This window comes from Catenuloplanes niger (assembly GCF_031458255.1).
Lineage (GTDB): Bacteria > Actinomycetota > Actinomycetes > Mycobacteriales > Micromonosporaceae > Catenuloplanes > Catenuloplanes niger.
This window is the reverse complement of the sequence record NZ_JAVDYC010000001.1, coordinates 8131125-8149946: the sequence shown is the minus strand read 5'-3', so window position 1 is coordinate 8149946 and position 18822 is coordinate 8131125. Positions and strand designations below refer to the sequence as shown.

General features: G+C 74.6%; 21 protein-coding genes. 9 read left to right on the top strand and 12 right to left on the bottom strand.

Annotation, left to right across the window (positions count from 1 at the left end):
• Positions 1–280 precede the first annotated feature (280 nt).
• Both J2S44_RS35855 and J2S44_RS35850 read left to right on the top strand, forming a co-directional pair.
• On the top strand, positions 281–904 hold the full coding sequence (locus J2S44_RS35855) for a GntR family transcriptional regulator (protein WP_310423501.1): 624 nt from the start codon (positions 281–283) through the stop codon (positions 902–904).
• Positions 905–1051: 147 nt separating this feature from the next.
• The gene (locus J2S44_RS35850) at positions 1052–1375 is read left to right on the top strand and encodes a DUF2834 domain-containing protein (protein ID WP_310423499.1); all 324 of its coding nucleotides are present in this window, start codon (positions 1052–1054) and stop codon (positions 1373–1375) included.
• Between the two features lie 578 nt (positions 1376–1953).
• Here the strand turns inward: J2S44_RS35850 and J2S44_RS35845 are convergent.
• Positions 1954–2352, bottom strand: a complete 399-nt coding sequence (locus J2S44_RS35845) for a hypothetical protein (RefSeq protein ID WP_310423496.1) — start codon at positions 2350–2352, stop codon at positions 1954–1956.
• 137 nt (positions 2353–2489) lie between these two features.
• Entirely contained in the window at positions 2490–3221 is a 732-nt protein-coding gene (locus tag J2S44_RS35840) for a class I SAM-dependent methyltransferase (protein WP_310423494.1), read from the bottom strand.
• A 71-nt stretch (positions 3222–3292) separates the two neighbouring features.
• On the opposite strand from J2S44_RS35840, the gene coaD reads away from it, so the two are divergent.
• Positions 3293–3715: a pantetheine-phosphate adenylyltransferase gene (gene coaD, locus J2S44_RS35835; RefSeq protein ID WP_310423491.1), complete on the top strand. Its 423-nt coding sequence runs from the start codon at positions 3293–3295 to the stop codon at positions 3713–3715.
• A gap of 28 nt (positions 3716–3743) precedes the next feature.
• Complete coding sequence (locus tag J2S44_RS35830; protein WP_310423488.1) at positions 3744–4295, top strand: sugar O-acetyltransferase; 552 nt, start codon at positions 3744–3746, stop codon at positions 4293–4295.
• 98 nt (positions 4296–4393) lie between these two features.
• Here J2S44_RS35830 and J2S44_RS35825 read toward each other — a convergent pair whose 3' ends face one another.
• The gene (locus J2S44_RS35825; protein WP_310423486.1) at positions 4394–5803 is read right to left on the bottom strand and encodes a family 43 glycosylhydrolase; all 1410 of its coding nucleotides are present in this window, start codon (positions 5801–5803) and stop codon (positions 4394–4396) included.
• An 11-nt stretch (positions 5804–5814) separates the two neighbouring features.
• A complete protein-coding gene (locus J2S44_RS35820) occupies positions 5815–8283 on the bottom strand; it encodes an alpha-L-arabinofuranosidase family protein (protein WP_310423483.1) in 2469 nt (822 codons plus the stop codon).
• Between the two features lie 126 nt (positions 8284–8409).
• Between J2S44_RS35820 and J2S44_RS35815 the strand changes: the two genes are divergently transcribed.
• Together J2S44_RS35815 and J2S44_RS35810 are read left to right on the top strand one after the other, a co-directional pair.
• Positions 8410–8760: a PadR family transcriptional regulator gene (locus J2S44_RS35815; RefSeq protein ID WP_310423480.1), complete on the top strand. Its 351-nt coding sequence runs from the start codon at positions 8410–8412 to the stop codon at positions 8758–8760.
• Positions 8757–9563, top strand: a complete 807-nt coding sequence (locus J2S44_RS35810; protein WP_310423477.1) for a hypothetical protein — start codon at positions 8757–8759, stop codon at positions 9561–9563. Before J2S44_RS35815 ends, J2S44_RS35810 begins: the two co-directional genes overlap by 4 nt.
• Positions 9564–9636: 73 nt before the next feature.
• Here J2S44_RS35810 and J2S44_RS35805 read toward each other — a convergent pair whose 3' ends face one another.
• Positions 9637–10137, bottom strand: a complete 501-nt coding sequence (locus J2S44_RS35805; protein ID WP_310423474.1) for a hypothetical protein — start codon at positions 10135–10137, stop codon at positions 9637–9639.
• A 98-nt stretch (positions 10138–10235) separates the two neighbouring features.
• On the opposite strand from J2S44_RS35805, the gene J2S44_RS35800 reads away from it, so the two are divergent.
• A complete protein-coding gene (locus J2S44_RS35800) occupies positions 10236–10526 on the top strand; it encodes a hypothetical protein (RefSeq protein WP_310423471.1) in 291 nt (96 codons plus the stop codon).
• A 29-nt stretch (positions 10527–10555) separates the two neighbouring features.
• On the opposite strand, the gene J2S44_RS35795 is transcribed toward J2S44_RS35800, so the two are convergent.
• Entirely contained in the window at positions 10556–11257 is a 702-nt protein-coding gene (locus J2S44_RS35795) for a helix-turn-helix transcriptional regulator (protein ID WP_310423468.1), read from the bottom strand.
• 78 nt (positions 11258–11335) lie between these two features.
• Positions 11336–12310 (bottom strand): hypothetical protein, encoded by a 975-nt coding sequence (locus tag J2S44_RS35790; RefSeq protein WP_310423466.1) that lies wholly within the window; start codon positions 12308–12310, stop codon positions 11336–11338.
• 142 nt (positions 12311–12452) lie between these two features.
• On the opposite strand from J2S44_RS35790, the gene J2S44_RS35785 reads away from it, so the two are divergent.
• Positions 12453–13256 (top strand): NAD(P)H-binding protein, encoded by an 804-nt coding sequence (locus J2S44_RS35785; protein WP_310423462.1) that lies wholly within the window; start codon positions 12453–12455, stop codon positions 13254–13256.
• A gap of 53 nt (positions 13257–13309) precedes the next feature.
• A complete protein-coding gene (locus J2S44_RS35780; protein ID WP_310423459.1) occupies positions 13310–13873 on the top strand; it encodes a TIGR03086 family metal-binding protein in 564 nt (187 codons plus the stop codon).
• A gap of 166 nt (positions 13874–14039) precedes the next feature.
• On the opposite strand, the gene J2S44_RS35775 is transcribed toward J2S44_RS35780, so the two are convergent.
• From J2S44_RS35775 to J2S44_RS35755, 5 genes are all read right to left on the bottom strand, one after another.
• Entirely contained in the window at positions 14040–14684 is a 645-nt protein-coding gene (locus tag J2S44_RS35775; RefSeq protein WP_310423456.1) for a biliverdin-producing heme oxygenase, read from the bottom strand.
• Complete coding sequence (locus J2S44_RS35770) at positions 14681–15442, bottom strand: heme ABC transporter ATP-binding protein (RefSeq protein WP_310423453.1); 762 nt, start codon at positions 15440–15442, stop codon at positions 14681–14683. The genes J2S44_RS35775 and J2S44_RS35770 overlap by 4 nt, the downstream gene beginning before the upstream one ends.
• The gene (locus J2S44_RS35765; RefSeq protein ID WP_310423450.1) at positions 15439–16455 is read right to left on the bottom strand and encodes a FecCD family ABC transporter permease; all 1017 of its coding nucleotides are present in this window, start codon (positions 16453–16455) and stop codon (positions 15439–15441) included. The genes J2S44_RS35770 and J2S44_RS35765 overlap by 4 nt, the downstream gene beginning before the upstream one ends.
• A 155-nt stretch (positions 16456–16610) precedes the next feature.
• On the bottom strand, positions 16611–17879 hold the full coding sequence (locus J2S44_RS35760; protein ID WP_310423447.1) for a heme/hemin ABC transporter substrate-binding protein: 1269 nt from the start codon (positions 17877–17879) through the stop codon (positions 16611–16613).
• Positions 17876–18805 carry a neocarzinostatin apoprotein domain-containing protein gene (locus J2S44_RS35755; protein WP_310423444.1) on the bottom strand — a complete coding sequence of 310 codons (930 nt, stop codon included), beginning with the start codon at positions 18803–18805 and terminating at the stop codon, positions 17876–17878. The genes J2S44_RS35760 and J2S44_RS35755 overlap by 4 nt, the downstream gene beginning before the upstream one ends.
• Between the last annotated feature and the right edge of the window lie 17 nt (positions 18806–18822).

Below are 18822 nucleotides of genomic sequence, written 5' to 3'. Positions count from 1 at the left end.
AACCGCGTTCCGCCACGCGGGGCCGCCACGGCCGGCCGCCGGGTCGGCTCGTCCACCGCGCGGGGCCGCCGGCGTGTCGTCGCCGGGGCCGCGCTTTCGCCGGAGCGGGGCGGGGCGGGGCACCGTGTGCCCGCGGTTCGTTCCGCCGTCGGCACGTCGGCGCTGCCGGCCGGACCGGGACGATCCGTGGGGGTGCTCCGCCGACCGGGTCGCGCGGCGCCTCGCGTACCGTGAAATGATCTTGATTTTGGTTGTCGGTAGGTCGCGATAGGGTGACGGGATGACGGCGGCCGAGCGCGCGTACGCGTACATGAAGGAGCGCATCATCCGCGGCGAGCTGGCCGGTGGCGCGCGGCTCAGCGAGGGTCAGATCTGTGCTGAGCTGGAGCTCAGCCGCACCCCCGTGCACGAGGCGTTTCTTCGCCTGGAGGCGGAACGGTTGCTGACCCTCTCCAGCCGGCAGGGCGCGGTGGTGACCGCGATCCCGCCGGGCGAGGCCCGCGACGTGCTGGAGATGCGCGGCGCCCTGGAGCGCACCGCCGCCGCCCGCGTCGTCGCCGACCGCGTCGACCCGGCCCGGATCGCTGCGGCGCTCCGCACCCCGCTCGGCTACCAGCGCGAGGCGCTCGACTCCGACGACCTGAACGCGTACGTGGTCGCGGACTGCGACTTCCACGGCGCGGTGATCACGCTGTCCGGCAACCGCATCGCCGCCCACTTCTACGACCTGTTGCGCGACCGTCAGCTGCGCCTCTTCCACCAGGTCTTCACGGTCGGCGGCCTGAAGCCCGACGAGGCGCTCGACGAGCACGAGGACCTCGCCCGCCTCCTCGCCGCGCACGACGCCGACGGATACCTCGCCGTCCTCACCCGCCATCTCGCCCGCCACCAGGGCGTCCTCTGAACCGGACCGCCCACCACCGGCGTGTTCCACGATCGGCGGATCTCCGCTCGACCGCGTCACCGTCGCCCGGCGGGACGCGAGACGGCCCGCCGGTGACCGGCCGCACGCGGCCTTGACCGACGTCCACACCGGCGAGAGGCGACGCGAATGCTGCCACGACGGGTCTACTGGGGTCTCGCAGCCCTCGGCACGATCGTTCCCTACACGGCGCTGGGGATCTTCATCAGCCGGCACGGCCCCGACCCGGTCGAGCTGACGCGAGAGGCGTTCGGCTCACCGGGAGCCGTCTTCTTCGCGCTCGACGTCATCCTCTGCGCCGTCACGGTGCTGGTCAGCGTGCTGCGGGACACGCGTGACCGCCGCATCAGGACGGTCGTGACAGCCGCCACCGTGCTGGTGGGCCCCAGCTGCGGCCTGCCGCTGTGGCTGGCGCTCCGCCAGCCGGCGAACCGGACCGAGCACCGAACATGAGAACCACGCACCCGCCCGAACCCTGCCGCGGTGCTGCCCTGCATCGCCGACCGGGCGGCCGGGGTCAATCCACCGGTGCGCGGACGCCGCGCCGGCATCGTGGGCGGTATCGCGACGTTCGCCGGCGGTGTCAGAGGCACAGCGGGCATGGCTCGACACGGGCGGACAGCTCCCGCGCGGCCCACTCCTCGAGCTCGACCCGGGTCCCGCAAATCTTGCTGTACTCGCCGGAGGTCCACCGCGAGGCCCCGGGCTGCAGGACGTTGATCGTTCTGGTTGGCGGGACACCATCGTGGGTGACCTCATCCGACCACCGCGTCTCCGCATCGGACGGCGACGGCTTGCCGGACTCGCCCGGGGTGGGTTCGCGGCCGCGGTGGTCGGGGACGGAAGGGGTCCGCGGGGATGGATGCCGCGGTACTGGCTCTCGGCGCGGGAGATGCGGGACCGGTTCCGCGGCGCCGGGTTCGCGGAGGTCTTCGAGGGCAGCACCCCCGCCGAGGGTACGGAACCGCCGTACGGCTGTCTGCTGGTCCGCAGGACCGGACAGCGCGCACGGACGGCGCCGCCGGGGCAGGTCAGCAGAACTCGGCGCACACCGCGTTGATGGTGGCGGACGCGCGTCTCGAGGCGGACTGGCCGTTCTGGGCGTAGGTCACCCAGGCCACGATCTCCTTGTCGGTGACGGCGCTGACCGCGACCGTGCAGCTCGCCGACGTCGCGGTGCAACCGCTGACCACCGAGGAGTACGGGCCGGTGACGTCCCAGGAGAACGTGTAGCTTCCGCTGAGGTTGTCGACCAGGAAGCCGACCTGCACGTTCCGGTGGAGGTGCAGGTTCGTGCACGCGGGGGTGAACGGCACGACCGGGCCCGGCGAGACGCGGCAGCCGAACGTCTCCGCACCGAACGCGGCGGCCGGCGACGGGACGGCGATCAGGGCGAGTGCGGTGGCGGCGGCAGTGATGAACGGTTTCACGGTGCTCCTCCTTCGTCGCGGCCGACCGCCTTCCGACCGGCGGTGACCGCTGCGGCAGAGCCTGCCGGCACCGACTGGACCGCGACTGGACCGGCGGCGCGGGAGCAGCACCGAGGGCGGTCGCCGCCGGCCGCGGCTCAGCGCAGCACCAGCAGGTCGAGCGTGTCGACGACCGGGCCGGAGCCGGTGCGCGCGGCCTCGGTCAGCCGGGCGACGCCGGCCGCGTACGCCTCGTCGCTGATCAGTTGCAGTGGGGTGTGCGCGGCGCGCCGGAGCGTGGCGGCCGCCTCGGCCACCGACCGGGCGGACACCTGCGCGACCGGTTCGCAGGCCGCGGTGCCGAATCCGGCGGTGGCGAACGCCGCCTCGACGCCGGCGACGCTCGGATAGCCGTCGAGCACCGCGACCGCCTCCGGGAACCAGCGGAACAGGTGGATCGCCTCGTGCCGGCCGGCGAACGCGGACCGGATCAGCACCGGCGCACCCGGCTTCAGCACCCGCCGGATCTCCCGGGCCGCCGCCTCCAGGTCGGGGATGTGGTGTACGACGGTGGAGAGCCACACGGCGTCCAGGCTCGCGTGCGCGGCGGGGATGTCGTCGGCGGCACCGGGCAGGACCGGCGCGATCACGGCGCGCTCGCGCATCGCCGCCGCGGGTTCCACCGCCAGCACGTCGAGCGCCGGCCACCAGGAGCGGAACGCCCGCGTCCAGCTGCCGGTGCCGCATCCCAGGTCGAGCAGGCGTTTCCCGGGAGCGGGACGGACGTGGCGGCCGACCGCCGCACGCCACCCGGCGAGGCCGTCGTCCCGCAGGTGCCGGGTCTGCGCGAACGCCGCGGCGTCGGCATCGTCGTACGCGATCAGGGCCATGCACCGACCTCACTCCGCGACGCGGGCACCGAGCAAGCGTCTGTGCACCGGTTCACAGCTAGGCTGGCGCGATGCCCCGTCCCGGCCCCGCCCACGCGGTCCATCCCGGCACGTTCGACCCCTTCACCCCCGGCCACCTCGACGTCGTCGACCGGTCGCGTCGCCTGTTCGCGCACGTCACGGTGCTGGTCGCCGTCAACGGCGGCAAGCGGCCGTCGCAGCCGGCCGCCGCCCGGGCGACCGCGATCCGGGCTCTGCTCCCGGCGGACTGGACGACCGTGTCGGTGGTCGCCTGGCCCGGGCTGACCGCGGACTACTGCCGGCAGCGGGCCGGCGGCGTGATCGTCCGCGGGGTCCGGAACTCGACCGACTGGCAGCACGAGCACGACCTGGCCGCGATGAACGAGGCGCTGGGCGTGCCCACCGTCTTCGTACCGGCCCGCCCCGGCCTCGCGGCCACATCGTCCACCGCGGCACGGGCACTGCAGACCTGATCACCCGGCCCCGTGCCACCATCGGGCGGTGCGCAACGAACAACGGGTCCGGACGGGGACGGCGGAGTCGCGGGAGTTCGCGCGGCGCGTTCAGCTGGCGATGAGCCTGTCGTCGCGGCTCAACGCGCTGCCGTTCGACGATCTCGACGCGCGGCGGGCCGTGCTCGCCGAGATCTTCGGTGGGCCGGTGCCGGAGTCGCTGTCGGTCCTGCCGCCGTTCCACTGTGACTACGGGCTGGGAGCGGCGTTCGGGGAGCGGGTGTTCATCAACCAGGGGTGCTTCTTCCTCGACTACGGTGGCATCACGATCGGCGACCGCGTCATGATCGGTCCGCGGGTGACGCTGAGTACGGCCGGGCATCCCGTCGAGCTCGGCGAGCGCTACGACTTCATCACCCACGCACCCATCGTGATCGAGGACGACGTGTGGATCGGTGCGGCGGTCACGGTCACCCCGGGCGTGACGATCGGCCGCGGCTCGGTCGTCGGCGCCGGCGCCGTCGTCGCGCGGGACGTGCCGCCGTTGAGCGTGGTGACGGCGACCAGCATCGTCGAGCGCAGACGCCTCAAGCCCGCCTGACGGCAGCCGGCTCCGCGGGCGAGCGGGCCGGGTGGGCGCCACGGCGTCCCGCCCGGCCGGTGCCCGCCGCTCGGGGCGGGGACCGGCCGGGGTGCCGGTCAGCTCAGCACGAAGGTGCCGGCCCGTGGGCCGGTGGTCAGCGTGCCGCGGTCGTGTCGCAGGTGGACGGCCGGGTCGGTGGCGAGGTGCAGCGCGATGCCGCCGCCGGGGCGGCGTACCCGCCGGAAGGGGGTGGGTGCGGTGCCCGCCGCGACCGTGACCGTGCCGCCGGTCACCTGGAGGTGCCGGTCGGGGTGGCTGACGGTCTGGATCGTCTCGGTGCCGTCCGGGCCGGGGACGAAGCGGAACTGGGTGTGCTCCAGGTCGCGTGGGGCGACGGGTACGGTGACCGCGGTGCCGTCGTGGTGGACGAACGCGCCGCGGGCGTCCGCCGGGGAGATCCGCACGATCGGGCCGCCGGCGCCGACCGGGATGCCGAACATCGGGGTGCCGTCCGCGTGCCAGTAGAGCTTCTGCACGCGGGTGTGCCGGTTCGGGTCGTGGAGCGGGTCGCCGGTGATGTCCCGGTAGTCGCGGGCGTGGTAGACGAGCACGTCGGTGACGCCGTCCTCGGCCACGGTGAACGAGTTGTGGCCCGGACCGTACCGCCGGGTCCGTTCGTCGGTCGTGAAGACCGGGCCGGGTGTCTTGGTCCAGGACGCGTTGCGCATCAGGTCGGCGGACGCGGACGCGGTGAGCAGGCCCATCGCGTAGCGGGCGTCGGTGGCGGACGCGGAGAACGTGACGAAGACCCGGCCGTTGCGGATCAGGACGGCCGGGCCCTCGTTGACCCGGAAGCCCTGGATCTCCCAGTCCCGGGTGGGGGTGGCGATCCGGGTGGGTTTGCCGCCGAGCGTCCACGGGTTGGCCATCGGCGCGATGTAGAGGCTGGAGTTGACCGCGATCTCCGGCTCGGACTGCGCCCAGACCAGGTAGCGGCGGCCGCGGTGCGCGAACGTGGTGGCGTCCAGCGTGAAGCCGTCCCATTCGGTCGCGAGCCGGCCGCGCAGCGTCCACCCGGCCGGGTCGGTGGGGTCGGCGAGCGGGGACTCCAGGACGTACGTGCGGATCCGGAAGACGTCGTCGGAGTCGCCGGCCGCGAAGTAGATGTACCACCGGCCGTCGATCCGGTGCAGTTCCGGCGCCCAGATGTGGCCGCCCATCGGTCCGGTCGCGGGCCGGCGCCAGACCACGGACTCGGTCGCGGTGGCCAGCCCGGCGATCGTGGTCGCGCCGCGCACGATGAGCCGGTCGTACTCGGGGACGGACGCAGTGAAGTAGTAGTTGCCCCTGATCCGCGGCGTGATGAACGGGTCGGCCCGCTGCGGGATCAGCGGGTCGGCCGTGGGCACGCCGTAGATCTCCGCGTCGGTGCGGTCGTCGCGGGCGGTCGCGGGTGCGGCGGCGCCGAGGCCGCCGAGCATCCCGGCCCCGGCCACGCCCAGCAGCAGGTTGCGTCGGCTGGTCATCTGCGGGCCCCTCACTTGGTCTTCAGTCGCAGGAACGTCACGGAGTTGGCCGGGAACGTCCGGGTGAAGTCGGACGAGATGCCGCGGACGGTGCTGACCTGCGGCTGGATCGGCTCGGCGGAGCGGGTGTTCTGCTCCCCCGGGTCGCCGGTGATCACGGTCAGCTGAGCGCGGTCACGCACCCGCAGGCCGCCGAGGTCGATCCGGGTGACCGCGTCCGAGGACTGTGCGTTGACCACCTTGACGATCAGGTCGTCGCCGTCGCGCGTGACCACCTGCGCGACCGGCGCGGTGACCTGGTCGTCGGTGAAGCCGGCCCATTCCACGCCGTCGAGCAGCAGTTTCACGGACGTGCCGCGGACCTGGACGGTGAGGTCGTAGGTCCGGCCGGTCTCGATCGTGCTCGGCTTGAGCAGCAGTTGTTCCTTCGCACCGCCGACGCCCTTCTCCACGCCGCCCTGGGTGTTGTTCCAGCCGCCCAGGTTCCACCAGTAGAACGCGCCGGTGTCCTTGAGCCCGAACCCGACCAGGAAACCCTCCGCGCCGGAGAGCTTGGTGGCCTTGACCGAGTAGTCGTAGTCGGTCGCGGTGATGTCCGCGCCGCGCACCATGGTGTCCTGCGCCGCGGTGTCCGACTGGGTGTAGGCGCCGTCCACCACGGACCAGGCGCCCCGGCCGGTGAACGGCGACCAGGCGTCCGCACCGGCCGAGAAGTCGTCCGCGAACAGCACCTCGCCGCCGGGCGTGGTGACCCGCACATCGTCGTAGCGGGCCGCGGTGGCCCAGGTGGACAGCCCGACCGCGCCGGTGATCGGCTGCGGTTCCAGACCGGGACCGACGAGCGACGACGGTACGGTCCGGTCGCCCACGTTGTTCATGAACAGTTTCTGCACCTGGTAGCTGGTCGAGCCCCAGGACTCGTCGTTGTCGAACCAGATCAGGTCGGGCCGCCACTGCACGTGGTCGACGTTGGCCAGCAGCGGCGCGTAGGAGGCCATCCGCACCACGTCCGCGTTGCGTTCCAGGCCGGTCATGTAGGCGGCCTCGGCGAGCGAGTTGAACAGCTTGTTGTCCAGCGACGCGTACTCGCCGAGGAACACGTCCGGGCCGTTGCGGTCGTAGGAGTCGTAGCGTTCGTTGTGCGACAGGAACCAGGCCGGGCTGTTGTAGTAGTGCTCGTCGATCATCTCGGTGCCGGCCGCGCGGTTGAGTTCCCACAGCCGGTCGAACGTGGCACCCGTGTCGTCCGGCCCGCTGTTGCCGACCACGACGATGTCCGGGTACCGCGCCTCGATCGCGGCGCGGAACCTGGTGAACCGGGCGAAGTACGCGTCCGGCAGGTTCTCCTCGTTGCCGACCGCGACGTGCGTCAGCGCGAACGGCTTCGGGTGCCCCATGTCGGCGCGCAGCTTCCCCCACGTCGACGTGGCCGGGCCGGTCGCGAACTCGATCAGGTCGAGCGTGTCCTGGATGTGCCGTTGCAGCAGCGCCTCGTCGTCCGTGGCCCGGTTCTGCCCGCAGCCGGTGACCAGCGCCGGCACCACCGGCAGCGGCATCGCACCGAGGTCCTCGGCGAACTGGAAGTACTCGTAGTAGCCCAGGCCGTACGTCTGGTTGTAGCCCCAGAAGTTCTTGTTCGTCGCCCGCTGCTCGACCGGCCCGACCGTGTCCTTCCACTGGTACGACCGCGCCCGCTCGAAGTTCGACGCCGCGTCGTACCCCTCGTGGCTGCCGGTGTTGACCAGGCACCCGCCGGGGAACCGCACGAAGCCCGGGTTGAGCGCCGCGACCTTCTCCGCGAGGTCCTTGCGCAGCCCGTTCCGCCGGTTCTTGAACGTCTCCCGCGGGAACAGCGAGACCTCGTCCAGCCGCAGCGTGTCCGCTCCCCCGGCCGCGACGGTGAGCCGTCCCGCGTCCGTGGTCCGGTTCGCCCGCAGGACGCCCGTGTACTTCGCCCAGCCGGCTCCGCGGGTGGTGATCGTCAGGGGGGCGGCGAGCGCCTGGCCGGCCGCGTCGTGCAGCGTGACGGTCAGCGGCGCGGCGCCGGCGGCCCAGACGGAGAAGTCGTAGAGCGCGCCCGCGGTCAGCGCGATCCCGCTGTTGAAGCCCGCGTTGGTCAGCGACTGCCCGCCGGCCAGCCGCAGGTAGGTGCGGTTGCGCTCGTGGAGCCGGCCGTCGTCGTCGGCCGTGGTCCCGGTGGTCGTCCAGGCGGTCAGGCCGGTGAACGACGGGTGGTCGACCGGGAGGAACTCGAACGACCGGTTCCGGACCAGCTCCGCGTAGAGCCCGCCGTCCGCCGCGTAGTTGATGTCCTCGAAGAACACGCCGTACATCGAGTCGGGGATCTCCACGCCGGTCGCGGCGGGGTCGAGCGTGATCGTGTACTCCGGCGCGGCCACGGAGGTGCCGGGCGCGGCCAGCAGCGCGGTGCTCAGAAGCAGGGCCGCGCCGGCCCTGGTGAGGATGCGTCGTCGGGACATTGCATGGACCCCCGGGGTCATGTGAGCGCTAACACAGCGCCCACAGTGTTAACGACACATCTCCATTCGTCAACGTCTCGGCGGCCGCCGGAAACATCGGTTGACACCCTATATAGAGTACGAGACATGCCACCGTTCCGTGCCACGTTGCAGACCCGGCTGGTCCTGCAGACGCTGCTCACCGACCCCGAGGCGGAGCTCTACGGGCTGCAGATCGTCGACGCCACCGGCCTGCCACCCGGCACCATCTACCCGATCCTGGCCCGACTCGAGGGCGCCGGCTGGGTCGCCAGCCGCTGGGAGGAGGGCGAGCACGCCGAGGGCCGCCCGCGTCGGCGCTACTACCGGCTGACGCCGGACAGCGTCGCGCCGGCCGGTGCGCTGCTGGCCGAGTCCGACCGCCGCCGTGCCGCACACCGCCGCCCCGCCGTCCCGTTCCCGCACCCGCACCCGCCGCTCGGAGGTCTCACCCGATGATCGACGCCATGATCCGGGCCGGTGCCCGGCTGCTGCCGCCCGGCCACCGCGACCGCTGGCGTGAGGAGACGCTCGGCCTGCTCGCCGACGTGCGCGGCGCCCGCCGGTGGTGGTACGCGGCGGACGTCCTGGTGAAACTGCCGGCACTGCGCCGCTCGCTGTCCGGCCGCCCCAGCCTCCTCCCGGTCCTGGCCGGCCTGGCCATGCTCGGCACCACCGCGCTGATCGTCGGCACACCCGCACTGGCCACGGTGATCGGCGAGGACAACGCGGAGGCGCTGTTCCTGGTGGCCCCGCTCGGCCTCGCACCCGCGGTCGCGATGCGCGCGTCCACCGCCGGCGGCGGCCGGTTGCGCACCGGCCTCACCGTCGCGGCCTGTGGCTTCGGCGCGCCGATCGCGGCGGTCCTGATCGCACTGGCCAGCATCGCCGGGCCGCCCACCGGCGTCGCCGCGACACCCACCGGCACCGCCGGGCCGCTCACCGGCGCGCTGGTGGCCGCGGCCGTGCTGTGCGCGACGGCCCCGGCCGGCTGGCTGATCGCCACGTCCGTCACCGACCTGCGCGCCCGCCGCGCCCCGGCCGCGCTCTGCGCCGCCGGTCTGCTCGCCGGTGCCGCGCTCACCCTCATGCTGTTCTGTTTCGGCGTGAGCCTCACCCGGGGCGGGCTGCCGTCGTCGCTGCAGAGCCTGGCGATCCTGAGCGTCGCCGTGCTGCTCCCCGCCTACCTGGTGTGGAGCGTGTGGACCGGCCTGCGACTGCTGCGCCCGGCCCCGGCACCCGGCCACGCCGGGTTCCGGTAGCACCCGGCCCGGCCGTCCGGCTGCGGCACCACGTTCCCGGTGGCGGGTGCGGCCCGCATCCGCCACCGGACGCTCACCCACCCGGCCGGGGATACCGGCTCCGCAGCTCCCGGAGCCGGGCGGCCCGGCCGTCAGCCCGCGGATCCGCGGGCCCGGCGCCGGCGGGCCGGGGAACGGCCGGCGGATCCGGCAGGCCGAGCACGGCGGCGACCGTCCGCACGACGCCCGCCACGTCCCCGGCCGCGATGCGCGCGGCCACGGCCGCGGAACGGTGCCGCAGCCGCGACGCGAGGACACGGCATTCGGCGGTGACGGCACCGGCACCGCGCCGCACGGCGCAGGCCTCCGCGTCAGCGAGTTCGATGACGAGTCGCAGTGTCGTGCATCCGGACACCTCCCACCAGGCGCGCCACTCCGGCCTCGAGCCGATGTCGTCCGTGATCTCGAGGACGGCGTCCGCGTAGGCGGTCCAGTCCCCGCCCCCGCCGAACACCAGCGGCTCGCACCACCGCGAGCGCTCGTCGGCGACGCCGCCGAGTTCGCCGATCAGGTCCCAGAATTCCTCGTCGGTCACGGTGCCTCCGCTCCGTCGTCGGCGGGACGGTGCCGCCGGCTCGAGGTGTGCGCCGGACGGGCACGCGTAGTCGTGCCGGGCCCGGGTATCCGGCCGCCATGGCACGATATGCGGTGGCCGCCTCCGGGCAGGCGCGTGGCGACGACAACATCCGGCAGCCGGCCGGGGACGCGCACGCCTGGCTGCCCGGGACCAACCAGACCGTCTGCGGCGTGCCGCTGGCCCGGGCCGGGCTGCGGCGCTTCCCGCACGTACCGTGGGAATATCGTTCCTCGGACGTGCTCACCGAGGCCGACGAGGTCCGGCACCTGTGCGAACGGTGCCTCGCCGCGACCCGCCCGCGCGGCGCCCGCGGGCGCGGATGGGTGCGGGTGTCACCGCGGCCCTGAGCCCGCCTCGCGTGTCCGGGCACGCGTCGTCAGAGTGCCGGGGCGGGGCGGCCTGCCGGGGCGGGGCGGCCGCACCGTTGCGGCGCGGGCCATCGGCCGGCCCGGAACGCGGCCGGGGGCGCGCCCATCAGCCGCCGGAACGCGGCCGTCATGTGTGACTGGTCGTAGAAGCCGGCCAGCGCCGCCACCTCGGGCAGCGGCAGGTCCGGATGGTCGAGCACCACCCGGACGCGGTCGATGAGCGTGTAGAGCCGCGGCGGCACGCCGACGCCGGACGTGAACAGCCCGCGCAGGTGCCGCTCGCTCACGTGCAGCCGCCGCGCGGCCCGGTGCACCGGTTCCGGCCGCGCGCCCGTGAACAACCGCGCCGCCGTCCCCAGCAACCTCGACGGTCCCGCCGGCGCCGGTGCCGCGTCACGCAACAGATCCACCACATCAAGATCAAAATTTCTCAGCGGTACGGCGCGGTCCGTGATCGCTCGCACCGGGAGCCCGAGGAGGTCCGCCGCACGCCCGGAGGCGACCCGGACCCGCACGCATCCGGCGGGCGATCGCACCCCGTCCCAGTAGTGGGCGCGCGTGCGCGGACCCATCACCACCACGTCCTCCGGACCGGGCCGGCTCCCGGCCGGCCAGGCCAGCTCGGTGCCGTGGTCCGGCTCCGCCAGCACCGCGTCCCCGTGCCACCGGTGCGGCACCAGCCGCGGCGGCCCCTCGAACCAACTGCTCACCCCGTCACGGTATGCGCCGGCCGGCCCGCGCCGCGCCCCCGCGCGGCCGATCGTGCCGAATCGTCCCAACCGCGCCGGTCACCCCTTGACGGTGACCGGCGCGCGGCCCCGGTAGCCGACCGCACCCTCGCCGACCGTCTGGTGGGTGCCGACGAAACCGTCCCCGCGCCCGTCGAACGCCACGGTGCCGTTGTTGCCGTGCTGGTCCCGCCAGCTCACCCGGGTCAGCCGCACGCCGGCGACGCCGACCGCGAGATCGAGGTGACCGGCCCGGTGCCAGCCGCCGCCCCAGCCGGCCTCCACCTCGAACGTCCGCACGGTGGCGCCGGACCCGGCGTCGTCCGCGTCCCACCGGCCGGCCAGGTCACCGCGGAACTCGCGCGGTGCGGTGGAGCCGGGCGGGCGGCACCAGCCGTAGAACTCGTGCAGTTCGCCGGTGAGCGTGACCGCGTACTCCGCGCCGGACGAGTCCGCCCAGGCGAGCTGCGCGAGCGGGCTGTGCCGGCCGGTCCCGACGTACGCCAGGACCGGCGGGCCGGGCTGCCAGCCGCGGCCGGCGAGCGTGCGGGTCGCGTACCGCAGCAGGGGTTTCTCGGCGGCGTGCCGGTCGAGCGCGTGCGCGGACCGGTCCCGTTCCCAGACCGAGTCGACCGTCACCCGGTAGAGCCAGAGCATGCTGCGCGCGCCGGCCCCGGAGGTCAGGCGCAGCGTGTTGGCGCCGGGGCTCAGCATGCCGGCCGGGAAAGCGAAGTCCATCCGCTGCGGCAGGTCGCCGCCGCCCGGGATCCGCCAGTCCCGCACCACGGGCTGCCCGCCGACGGTGACGTCCAGCGGCGCGTAACCGATCTCACCGCCCAGCTCGGACACCAGCGCGACGATCCGCAGCGTCGCCTCGAGGTGCGCGTTCTCCGCCGGCACCTGGAACGTCATCGTCACCGATCCGCCCGCGCCGAGTGCGAGGTGCCCGCCGGCCGGGTGGCCGCCCTCGACCGTCAGCTCGGCGTTCCCGGTCAGCGGCGGCGTCTGCGCGAAACTCACGTACGTCGGTTCCATCGCGCGAGCCTACGGCGCGCCGTGGTCGGGCCCGGACCGACCGGTGCCGGCCCGGTGGCCTCGCCCGCGCGGCCGAGACCCGGTACGCGCAGTGCCGGAACGTCCTATATCCGGCGGGGCCGCGCCGCGCAGCATCGACGGCATGATTCTGGTTACCGGTGCCACCGGCACCATCGGACGGCTGACGGTCGCGGGGTTGCTGGCGCGTGGCGTGCCGGTCCGCGCGATGACCCGTGATCCGCGGCGGATCGCGCCGGCGGACGGGCTGGAGGTCGTCGCGGGTGACTTCGACGACCCTGGCTCGCTGCGCCGGGCCGCGACCGGCGCGGAGCGGATCCTGCTGGTCACCGCGCCGCCGGAGCCGACCGAACGGCACGACGTCGCGATGGTCGACGCGGCCGTGCGGGCCGGGGCGGGCGCGGTGGTGAAGCTGTCCGCGATCGGGACCGGTGAGCGGTACGCCGGTGGCGTCATCGGCGAGTGGCACCTGCGCGGCGAGGAGGCGCTGCGCGGCAGCGGGCTGTCCTGGACGATCCTGCGCCCGTCCGTCTTCGCCTCCAACACGCTGTGGTGGGCGCCCGCGATCCGGGCCGGCGCGCCGGTGCCGGACCCGGTGGACGGCGCGCGTCAGGGCGTGGTCGACCCGCGCGACGTCGCCGCGGTCGCGGTCGCGGCACTGACCGGCACCGGCCACGACGCGGCGGTGTACACGCTCACCGGCCCGGCCCCGGTCAGCGTGGGCGAGCAGGCGCTCATCCTCGGTGAGGTGCTCGGCCGGCACGTCGCGGTCACCACCGCGCCACCGCCGGCGGCCGCGTGGGCGGCCGGGATCGCCTGGTCCCGCGACGGCCACAACGCGGTGGTCACCGACGACGTGTCGCGCGTGCTCGGCCGCGCCCCGGCGAGCTTCCGTACCTGGGCGGCCGACCACCGGACCGCGTTCTGAGCGGGGAAATGCCGACCACCGGCGGAACCGGGCGGTGTCCTACCGTGGGCGGCATGGCACCTACCCCGCTGGATCTGATTCCCGCCGCCATCGACCGGTTCGGCGCGCGGGTGCGCGCGGTGCCGGCCGATCGGTGGGACGCGCCGACGCCGTGCACCGAGTGGACCGTCCGCGATCTCGTCAACCACATGGTGAGCGAACACCTGTGGGCGCCGCACATCCTGGCGGGCGAGACGCTGGAGCAGGTGGGCGCGCGCTACGACGGTGACGTGGTCGGCGACGACCCGGCCGGCGCGTGGGCGCGGGCCGCGGAACTGTCCCGGGCCGCCTGGCTCGGCACGGACCTGGCCGGGTCGGCCCGGTTCTCGTTCGGCGAGGCGCCGCTGACCGTCTACGCGGATCAGATGCTGGTCGACCTGACCGTCCACGGCTGGGATCTCGCCCGCGGCGCCGGCCTGGACGAGTCCCTCGACCCGGACGGCGTCGCGCACAGCCTGGCCTACGCCCGGGCGAACGTCGACCGTTTCTCCGGCCTGGGCATCGTCGCTCCCCCGGTGCCGACGACCAGCACCGACCCGGCCGTGCAACTGCTGTCCCTGCTGGGCCGCACGGTTTGAGTCCTGTCCCGGCCCGGCCGGGACGTGCAGGGAGGCCGCCCGCGGCCGACCGGTGCCCGCGGGAGCGTGCGGAACCCCGCCACGCCGGAAGCGGGACGACGAAGCCCTTGATCTGCTGTTCCGGTCGCGGTGTCCCGCTCCACCCGGGACACCGCGACCGGGCCGGTCAGGCCGCGGCGGCCAGGTCGTCCGGGAAGTCGAGGCCCAGCTCGCGCAGCACGTCGATGTTGAGCTGGTACGCGATCGCCGCCTCCGCCGCCAGGCGCTCCAGTTCCGCCGGCGGGTACGGCAGCGCGTCCAGGCGCGTGCGGTAGGCGTCCTTGTAGGCGCGCGGGTCCGGGATCCGGTCGAAGACGTAGAACGACGTGCCCGCGCCGTAGGACGACCGCAGCGCCGGGCCGAGCATCAGCCCACCGGACAGGTCGCCGAGGTAGCGCACGTAGTGGTGGGCGATGAACCCGGCCGGCCACTCCGCGCACGCGGTGCGCAGCCGCGACGTGTAGCGCTCGGTGGCCGGCAGCGCGGACACCGCCGACGCCCAGTCACGGCCGTGCAGCTCGCGCAGGTCGGCCTCGAGCGTGGGCAGCCGGTCGAGCGCCGGATCGACGAACGCGCCGGCCACCGGGTCCGCGCGCATCCGTTCACCGACGCTCTCCAGCTCGCGGTAGATCAGGTAGTGCTGGGCGGCCAGCGCCGCGAACCCGGCGACCGGGACCGCGCCGACCGCGAGCCGGGACAGGAACCCGGTCGACTCCGCGTCGCGGTGCGCGGTGGCGGTGGACTTGCGAAGGTCGAGCGCGAATCCGGTCATGTCAGGTCCTCCGATGCAACGGTGACGGGCAGCACCAGCGGCCGGCCCGTACGGGGATGCGGCATGACCTCGATGTCGTGCCGGTACACCTCGGTCAGCAACGTCTCGGTGAGCACGTCCGCGGGCGGTCCGTCCGCGCGCACCCGGCCGGCGGCCATCAGCACGATCCGGTCCGCGTGCGCGGCGGCCAGGCCGAGGTCGTGCAGCACCACCACGACCGCGTCGCCGCGGGCGGCCCGCTGCCGGGCCGTGCGCAGCACCAGCTCCTGGTGCCGCAGGTCGAGCGCGGCGGTCGGCTCGTCGAGCAGCAGCACCGGCGTGTCCTGGGCGAGCACCCGGGCCAGCGACGCGCGGGCCTGCTCACCGCCGGAGAGCGCGCGGAACGGCCGGTCCGCGAACGCGGTCATCTCGGTCGTCGCCAGCGCCGCGTCGACACCGTCCGTGGTGGCCCACGGCGCCCGGCCCATCGCCACGATCTGCCGGACCGTGAACGGGAACGTGACCGTGTTCTGCTGCGGCAGCACGGCGCGCAGCCGGGCGAGTTCGACCGGCCGGTACGAGCCGAGCGGCCGTCCGTCGAGCAGCACCTCGCCACCGGCCAGCGGCACGTCGCCGCAGAGCGCGGCGAGGAGCGTGGACTTTCCGGCGCCGTTCGGGCCGATCAGCGCGACCACCTCGCCGCGGTCCACGGTCACGGTCACTCCGTCGACGATCGGCCGGCCACCGAGCAGCACGCGTGCGTCCCGTGCTCCGATCATCCCCAGCCTCCCGCCCGGGCGCGGGTGCGGCGCAGCAGCCAGAAGAAGCACGGGCCGCCGACCACCGCGGTGAGCACGCCCAGCGGCAGCTCCTGATACTCCAGCAGCGTGCGGGCGAGCAGGTCGCCGAGGACCACCACGACGGCACCGCCGAGCGCGCCGGCCGGGATGAGCACGCGATGGCCCGGCCCGGCGACCATCCGCACCAGGTGCGGCACGACCAGGCCGATGAACGCGATGATCCCGGTGAACGCGACCGCCGAGGCGGTCAGCAGGGCCACCACCACGATGGCGGTACGCCGGAGCCGCTCCGTGTCGACGCCCAGGTGCCGGGCCGGGCGCTCGCCGAGCGCGAGCAGGTCGAGCCGGCGGGCCAGCAGCACGGCCACGGTGACGCCCGCGACCGCGCACGGACCGGCGACCGCGACCGCGGCCCAGTTCGCCGAGGCGAGGCTGCCGAGCTGCCAGAACGCGATCGCGCGGACGCCGTCGTCGTCGGTGAGGAACATCAGCAGGCCGAGCAGCGCGCCCGCGGTCGCGTTGACCGCGACGCCGGTGAGCACGAGCGTGACCACCTCGGTCCGGCCGCCGGACCGCGACATCGCGTAGACGGCCGCGGTGGTGATCAGCCCGCCGGCGAACGCGGCCGCGGCCACGGTCCACGGGCCGAACAGCGACGCGCCGAAGACGATCGCGGACGCGGCACCGACGGCCGCACCGGACGACACGCCGATCACACCGGGCTCGGCGAGCGGGTTGCCGAACACGCCCTGCATGAGCGCGCCCGCGCTGCCGAGCGCGGCGCCGACGATCGCGGCCAGCACGACACGCGGGAACCGCACCACCCACAGCGCGTTCTCGCCCTGCGCGACCGCCGGCAGCGGGCCGACGTCCAGCCCGAGCCGGTGCAGGATCGAACCGACCACTTCGGACGGTGCGATCGGCACCTGCCCGGAGCCGGCCGCGACCACGCACACGACGACCACGGCAACGGCCAGGGCGACGATCAACACCGCTCCGGGGGTACGGGTCCGGAGCGACGACCGTCCCCGTGCGGCACGGGCGGCCTGGGACGGCGGGTGGCCTTCGGACCCGCTCGTCGTGCGAGGGCCGTCCGCCGTCCCCGGGAGTGGCGCCGCGCCGGACGAGCGGAGCGACGACCGGGAACTCAGCACGGCGTGTACACCGCCTCGGCGAGGGCCTGGATGGCGCGGCCGGTGCGGGCGCCGAAGTTGAGCAGGATGCCGTCCGCCATGTCGACGATCCGCCGGTTGACCCCGGCCGGGGTCTGCGCGACGCCGGGCAGCTCGAGCAGGCCGTCGACGCCGCCGACCGAGTTGAGGCCCTCGGTCATCACCAGGATCACGTCCGGAGCCGCGTTGATCAGACCTTCGCTGGTCATCGGCCGGAACTTCTCCAGCCCGATCTCGGTGCCCGCGTCGACCGCGCCGATCGCCTGGATCATCGCGTCCGAACCGGCGCCCTTGCCGCCGATCAGGTAGACGCCCGCGCTGCCGCGCACGTAGAGGAACGCGATCCGGGGTGGTTTCCCGCCGGGCGCGGTCGCCTTCGCCGCGTCGATCTCGCCCTGGACGCGGGTGACCAGCCGTTCGCCGGCCTCGGGCACGCCGAGCGCGGCCGCGACCGCGCGGATGTGCCGCGGAACCGCCTCCAGGTTCTGCTCGTCGTCGATCATGACGACCGGGATGCCGGACCTGCGCAGCTGCTCCAGGACCGCGGCCGGCCCGATGCTGTCGTCCGCGATCACCACGGTCGGGTCGAGCTTCAGCACCGCCTCCGCGCCGAGGTCGTGGCCCTGCGGCGTGACCAGTGGCAGCTTCGCCGCGGCCGGGAACGTGGTGGACGTGTCCCGCCCGACCACGTTGCCGCCCAGCCCGAGGCTGAACACGATCTCCGCGAGCGAGCCGTAGAGGTTGACCGCCAGGATCCGGCTGACGTCGGTGACCGTCACCGTCGACCCGTCCGCGGAGTCCACGGTGACCGGCAGCGCGGGCGTGGGCGCCGGGTCGAGCGGCGTGATGTCGTCACCGTCCAGCGCGGCGGTCACGATGCCGCAGTCCCCGCCGGCCGACGAGCTGGACCCGCCCGCCTCCGCGACGGTGGTGCAGCCCCCGGCGGCGAACAGTGCCGCCACGGCCGCGATGGTGGCCAGCTTGCGCACGGCACTCCCTCTCCGATGGTGATCCGATGTGGAACGCGCGGCCCGGCCGGCCGCCGCCGCGCGGCGAGCCCCGGCCGCGCGGCCGGCGTCCGCCGCATGCCCGGCGTCCGCCGCATGCCCGGCGTACGCGGCATGCCCGGCGTCCGCCGCGCGGCCGAGGTTGCCGGTGGGCGCCGCGGGACCGTCGGGTGCCGGGTGGCCCGGGGCGGCGGCGTCGCCGGGTGGGGTCGCGCCGTGCGGCCGGACGGCGGTCATGTGGTGGTCCCGGTGCGGTTGCCGCGGCGGCGGAGGCGGCCGGCGACCACGGCGATGGCGATGCCCGCGAGGAACGCGGCGCCGATGCCCCACCAGTGACCGAGCGGCGTGGCCGCGCTGACCCGGTTGAGCGGCGTCGCCCGGCCGGCCATCGCGGCCGGCTCGCCCGGCGCCGGTGGCAGCGAGGCCGTGGCCTGAGCGGTCGCGGCCGGTGCGGCGAACGTGCGGCCGGGTGTGGCGCTCCCGCCGGGGGCCGGCACGCCGGCACCGCCCGGCCCGCCGCCGGCCGCCGTTCCGGTGTTGCCCGCACCGCCGGCGGCGTCGCCCGTGCCGCCGGCCGGCGCGTTGCCGCCACCGGTCGTGCCGCCGCCGTTGGCGCCGCCACCGTTGGAGCCGCCGCCGTCGGAGCCGCCGGACCCGTTCGTACCGCCGGAGGCGAAGGTCACGGGTATCCGCACGTCCTGGGAGCGGTCCTGGGTGCGGGTGTGGTCGTTGCGGGTCACGACGGAGCAGGCCCGGACCGTGCAGTCGACCGCGCCGATCGTGGGTGTCACGCGGATCGAGGCGGAGAACGAGCCGCCGCTGCCGTACGGCGTGGTCAGGCCCTCGGCGTAGGACGGCGGATTCGACGAGATCCAGATCGAGGCGCCGGAGCTGCCGGACGTGTCCGCGCCGCCGCCGCACGGCGTGGGCAGCGCGCCCGCGCCGTTGTCCACACAGAACGCGACGTAGATGCCCTTGGTGTCGTCGTAGCCGCGCCCGGAGACCGTGACGGTCTCGCCCGCGCGGCTGAGCTGCTCCGACTTGGAGACGGTGAGGCGCTGGCCCCCGGTGCCGTTCGCGGTCGTGTCGGCGCGCGCGGGCGCCGCCGGCAGCACCACGACGGCCAGCACCACCACCGCGGTCAGACCGGTCCTGATCTGCACAGACCCTCCACGCTTGA

Bases quoted from the DNA above. Each gene is read 5' to 3' on its own strand.
- J2S44_RS35820 (WP_310423483.1), bottom strand. From the start codon at position 8,283: ATGTCCCGACGACGCATCCTCACCAGGGCCGGCGCGGCCCTGCTTCTG.
- J2S44_RS35775 (WP_310423456.1), bottom strand. From the start codon at position 14,684: ATGACCGGATTCGCGCTCGACCTTCGCAAGTCCACCGCCACCGCGCAC.
- J2S44_RS35855 (WP_310423501.1), top strand. From the start codon at position 281: ATGACGGCGGCCGAGCGCGCGTACGCGTACATGAAGGAGCGCATCATC.
- J2S44_RS35810 (WP_310423477.1), top strand. From the start codon at position 8,757: ATGATCGACGCCATGATCCGGGCCGGTGCCCGGCTGCTGCCGCCCGGC.
- J2S44_RS35825 (WP_310423486.1), bottom strand. From the start codon at position 5,803: ATGACCAGCCGACGCAACCTGCTGCTGGGCGTGGCCGGGGCCGGGATG.
- J2S44_RS35785 (WP_310423462.1), top strand. From the start codon at position 12,453: ATGATTCTGGTTACCGGTGCCACCGGCACCATCGGACGGCTGACGGTC.
- J2S44_RS35760 (WP_310423447.1), bottom strand. From the start codon at position 17,879: ATGACCGCCGTCCGGCCGCACGGCGCGACCCCACCCGGCGACGCCGCC.
- J2S44_RS35800 (WP_310423471.1), top strand. From the start codon at position 10,236: ATGGCACGATATGCGGTGGCCGCCTCCGGGCAGGCGCGTGGCGACGAC.
- J2S44_RS35840 (WP_310423494.1), bottom strand. From the start codon at position 3,221: ATGGCCCTGATCGCGTACGACGATGCCGACGCCGCGGCGTTCGCGCAG.
- J2S44_RS35770 (WP_310423453.1), bottom strand. From the start codon at position 15,442: ATGATCGGAGCACGGGACGCACGCGTGCTGCTCGGTGGCCGGCCGATC.
- J2S44_RS35815 (WP_310423480.1), top strand. From the start codon at position 8,410: ATGCCACCGTTCCGTGCCACGTTGCAGACCCGGCTGGTCCTGCAGACG.
- J2S44_RS35790 (WP_310423466.1), bottom strand. From the start codon at position 12,310: ATGGAACCGACGTACGTGAGTTTCGCGCAGACGCCGCCGCTGACCGGG.
- J2S44_RS35780 (WP_310423459.1), top strand. From the start codon at position 13,310: ATGGCACCTACCCCGCTGGATCTGATTCCCGCCGCCATCGACCGGTTC.
- coaD (WP_310423491.1), top strand. From the start codon at position 3,293: ATGCCCCGTCCCGGCCCCGCCCACGCGGTCCATCCCGGCACGTTCGAC.
- J2S44_RS35850 (WP_310423499.1), top strand. From the start codon at position 1,052: ATGCTGCCACGACGGGTCTACTGGGGTCTCGCAGCCCTCGGCACGATC.